Source organism: Frankia sp. CcWB2 (genome assembly GCF_977927585.1).
Genome location: NZ_CDWRCM010000050.1, coordinates 12,520 through 17,029 on the forward strand (window position 1 = coordinate 12,520; position 4,510 = coordinate 17,029).

Annotated in this window: 2 protein-coding genes and 1 pseudogene; all 3 read right to left on the reverse strand. The window is 73.2% G+C overall.

The annotated features are described in order from the left end of the window. Positions 1–438 precede the first annotated feature (438 nt). Positions 439–2,220, reverse strand: a complete 1,782-nt coding sequence (locus ACY45C_RS07775; RefSeq protein WP_462186951.1) for an ABC transporter ATP-binding protein — start codon at positions 2,218–2,220, stop codon at positions 439–441. Next, positions 2,217–3,950 (reverse strand): ABC transporter ATP-binding protein, encoded by a 1,734-nt coding sequence (locus tag ACY45C_RS07780; RefSeq protein WP_462186952.1) that lies wholly within the window; start codon positions 3,948–3,950, stop codon positions 2,217–2,219. Before ACY45C_RS07780 ends, ACY45C_RS07775 begins: the two co-directional genes overlap by 4 nt. A gap of 412 nt (positions 3,951–4,362) precedes the next feature. Continuing rightward, positions 4,363–4,458: pseudogene (locus tag ACY45C_RS07785) on the reverse strand (hypothetical protein); the annotation flags it as partial. Between the last annotated feature and the right edge of the window lie 52 nt (positions 4,459–4,510).

Consider the following 4,510-nt stretch of genomic DNA (forward strand, 5'->3'; position numbering starts at 1 on the left):
GAAGCGCCGCTCCGTCCCCCTATTGGCCGAGCCGGGTCTGTTGCGGCAGGGGCCGGTGGAAGCGGCCGGAATGATCGACCGGTATGCCGTCACGCCGTCACGCCGTCGGTGCCGGTGCCAGAGTTCACAGGATTCCGGCGGTACTTGCGATTGGCCCTGTCCTCTCGGGATATCGAGGAACTGCTCACCGGGCGTGGTATCGACGTCGATCGCGTCACTGTCTACCGGTGGATCCAGCTACCGGTGAATCCAGCGGCCCATGACAATCCTTCCCTATGGACAGGGAACCTCAAGTTCGCTGTCCACGGAAGCGGATTGTGCGTCGGCCACAACCAGCGACGGCTGCGTGCGGGCAGGCCGTGCCTCGCGTCGAGGTGGTCTCCCACGAGCACTGAGCCTGCGCCCTGAGCCTGACACGAGCGCGTCTCACGGGCTCAGCTACTCGGCGGGTTCGTGATCGTCGCGCCGCAGCCGCCAGCCGCGGCCCCGTTCGCGCTCGCGCTCGCGCCAGAATGCGGCGTACCGCCCGTCTCGGGCCAGGAGCTCATCGTGCCGACCGCACTCGACGACCCGGCCGCCGTCGAGGACGGCGATCTGGTCGGCGCGGACGATCGTGTCCAGCCGGTGGGCGATGATCAGGACGGTGCGGTCGGCGGCGAGCTCGGCCAGGGCGGCGTGCACGGCGGTCTCGTTCTCGGTGTCGAGGGAGGCCGTGGCTTCGTCGAGGAGCACGATCGGCGCGTCCTTACACAGCGCGCGGGCGATGGCGACGCGTTGGCGTTCGCCGCCGGACAGCAGCTGTCCGCCCTCGCCGACGCGACTGGCCCAGCCGTCCGGGAGCCGGGCGACGATGGAGTCCACCCGGGCGCGGTAGGCGGCGTCGCGGACCTGCTCCGGGGTCGCGTCCGGGTTACCGAAGCGGATGTTGTCCTCGACGGTGCCGTCGAGCAGGTAGACGTCCTGGAACACGAACGCGATGTGGTTGAGCAGCTCGGCGCTGGTGAGGTCGCGGACGTCGACGCCGCCGACGCGCACCGAACCGGAGCCGACGTCGTAGAAGCGGGCGATCAGCTTGGTGACGGTGGTTTTCCCCCCGCCGGAGGGTCCGACGAGTGCGGTGGTTCGCCCGGCCGGGATCGTCAGCGTCAGCCCGCTCAGCACTTCGGGACCCTGCGTCTCGGGGCCCTGCGTCTCGGGACCGGCGGGGTAGGCGAAGCGGACATCGGTGAGTTCGATCCCGGCCTGGCCGATCCGGCGGCCGGTCGTGGGTTCCGGGAGCGGCTCGACCGCCAGGAGCTCGTCGACCCGCTGGGCCGAGGCCTGGGCGGAGCGCAACGCGGCGCTGAGCCCGACCAGCGCGTCGAGCGGGCGGAGCAGGCTGATGCCCAAGACGACGAGGGCGGTCATCCGGGTCGGGCTGAGGCCGTGATGGGTGGTCAGCGCGAGGCCGGCGAGGAACAGGGCCGTGAAGGCTAGCTGGATACCGAGCTCGCCGAGGTATTCGCCCGGCAGGGAGCCGACGATCTCGCGCCGCGCCGCGCGGTGCTGGGCGGCCAGCGCCTCGTCCAACGCGGCCCGGCCAGCGGCGGTGTGACCGGTGGCCCGCAGCGTCGGCTGGGCGCCGGCGAACTCGACCAGCCGGCTGCCGGCCTCGGCCGTGGCGGCGTGGTTGGCCGCCTCGGTGCGTTCGGTGAGGCGGCGACCGACCGAGAGCGCGGCGAGCACGACCGGGACGGCCAGCAGCGCGGCGAGCCCGATCCGCCAGTCGAAGCTGAGCAGGAACGCCCCGATCGTGAGCGGGGTCAGGACCGCGCCGATCAGGGCCTCGGCCAGGAAGACGGTGGTGGCCACCCGCGAGACGTCGCCGATGATTAGTTGTGGGATCTGCCCGGCCGCCGGCCCGTCGAACCAGCCCAACGGCAACGCCAGAAGCTTGTCGCCGATGCGCGCGTACAGGGCGCGCCGCCAGGCCGAGGACAGTCGCAACGCCCGCGACCCGAGGTAGTAGTGGGCGAACCAGCCGGTCGCCGCCGCGGCCGTGAGCGGGATCAGCCACCACACCGCGGTGGCCGTACGGCCGTCGATCAGGGCGGTCAGCAGCGGGACGAGTACTCCGAAGGCGACGCCCTCGCTGACGGCGTAGCCGGCCACCGCCACCAGGTACCGCGCCAGCGGCCGGTGCTGGCTGGCCGGGACGAGGCCGCGCAGGTGGCCGGTCATGCTCGGCCGCCCTGCTGGGCCCGCCAGAGCTGAGCGTAGCGCCCGTCGGCGGCGAGTAGCTCGTCGTGCCGGCCGTGCTCGATCAGGCGCCCGTCGTCGAGGACCAGGATCTGGTCGGCCTCGGTGATCGTGTACAGGCGGTGCGCGATCACGAGCAGGGTCCGGCCGGCGGCCAGATCGGCCAGTGCGTCCTGGATCGCGGCCTCGGAGTCGGGGTCGGCGAACGCGGTGGCCTCGTCGAGGAGCACGATCGGTGTCCCGGCCAGCAGGGTACGGGCGATCGCGACCCGCTGCGCCTCCCCGCCGGAGAGGTGGGCGTCCTCGCCGGCCACCGAGTCGTAGCCGCGCGGCAGGGCGAGGACGCGGTCGTCGACGGCGGCCGCGCGGGCGGCGGCGCGTACCGCCGCCTCGGACGCATCCGGGACGGCCAGGGCGATGTTGTCACGGATCGAGCGACGCAGCAGGATGACATCCTGCAGCAGGAATCCGACGTGGCGGTAGAGGTCGTCCCGGTCGATGTCGCGCAGGTCGGCTCCGCCTAGCCGGATGGCGCCCCCGGTGACGTCGGCGAAGCGGGCCAGCAGCATCGTGAGCGTCGACTTCCCGGCTCCGGACGGCCCGACCAGCGCCGTCACCGTGCCTGGCCGTAGCGTCGCTCTCACCCCCCGCAGGACTTCGTGACCGTCCGGGTAGCTGAAATGGACGTCGTCGATCTCGACCGTCAGCGGGGTGCCCACCGGGCGGGCGCGGCCGGGCTCGAGGACGGGCTGCCGGGGCTCGCGCAGCAGGTCGCCGATGCGGGCCGCCGCGTCCCGGGATCGCTCGCGCAGGTCCTGGGCCAGGTAGATCGGCGTGATCTGCTCGAACAGCCCGACCCCGAGCAGCGTGAAGGCCACCAGGTCCACCGGGTCACTCCACCCGGCCGCGACCAGTCCGGTGCCGACGGCGGTGACCGCGAACACGATGGTCGCCGGGGCCACCGTCGCCCGGGCGACCCCGCGGGGCCGGAGGAAGATGCGCTGGGCCTGCTCGTCGGCGTCGGCGTACTCGGCCGCGGCGGCGGCGAACCGGGGAGCGCCCCGGCCGCCGGCGAACGCCTTGACGACGCTGATGCCCCGAACCGTCTCGAGCACGGCCGCGGTCAGCTCGTTGTTGGCCGCACCGATCCGGCTGACCTGGTCGGTCGCGCGGACCGCGAGCCGCAGGCGGATCGCCTGGGCCGCGCTGACGAGCGCCACCGTGACGAGCGCCAACGGCCAGTCGACCCAGAGCAGGTAGCCGACCACCACCGCCGGGCCGGCCACGGCCGAAGCCAGGTCCCCGCGGGCGTGGGCGACTGCGTGGTGCAGCGTCGCCACGTCGTCCTGCACCGTCGAGCGCACCCGGGCCGAGACCCCGCCGGCGAACCAGCTCAGCGGTAACGCGCTCACCTGCTCGGTCAGGCGGCGGCGCAGCAGGTAGGCGAGGTCCGCGTCGGCCAGGTGGCTGAGCAGGCTCGCCGCGGCGTACAGCGCGAAGCGCGCCACGAGCAGGCCGGCCGCGAGCCACGCCAGCGGCCATACCGGCTGCCCCGCTCCGCTCAGCAGTCGGCGCGCGATCTCCACCAGCACCACCGCTGGGGTGATCGCCAGCACCGTGGCCAGAGCTTGCAGCCCGGCCGCCAGCGTGATCCGACCTCGGACGGGACGCCGCAGCTCGGCCAAGTCGAGCGCGGCGGTGCCGGCCGCCATCACCGCCCGGCCGGGCGGGGGACCGACAGCGCCCCGAGCCGCTGTCCCAGGCGGATCGGGGAGTGACGTGGCCCGCCTCGAGCGGGGTGCCGCCGCCCTCGCCCGCGGGGGTTGCGGCGCGGCCGCGCCGCTCGGCCATCGAGCGCACGAGCTCGCCGGCCCGCACGGCGACGTTGGAGAGCAGGGTCGAGGAGATGCCGTGGGAGTGTTCGGTCGCGCCGAGCACGTACAGGTCGACGTGGACGCCGGGCGCCGTCGCCAGCCGGTAGTCGCGGTCGAGCGCCACGTGGCCGGCCGGGTCGGTCTGGCAGTGCCGGGCCATCGTGCCGAGGAGCTGGCGTGGATCTCGCGAGCGGTACCCGGTGGCGAAGACAATGACGTCCGCCTCTATTTTTTCCCGCGTGCCGGTCGGCATGAACTCGACGTCGGCGGCGACGCCGTCGGTGAGCTGACGCAGCTCGACGAGGCGGGACGCGCGAATGATGCGCAACCGTTCCCGGCCTTGCATCTTCTCCTGGTAGACACGGCGGTAGAGCTCGTCGATGAGGTCGATATCGACC

What these genes read in the sequence shown, in the direction of transcription:
- ACY45C_RS07780 (WP_462186952.1), bottom strand. Translation starts at nt 3,950, where the DNA reads ATGGCGGCCGGCACCGCCGCGCTCGACTTGGCCGAGCTGCGGCGTCCC.
- ACY45C_RS07775 (WP_462186951.1), bottom strand. Translation starts at nt 2,220, where the DNA reads ATGACCGGCCACCTGCGCGGCCTCGTCCCGGCCAGCCAGCACCGGCCG.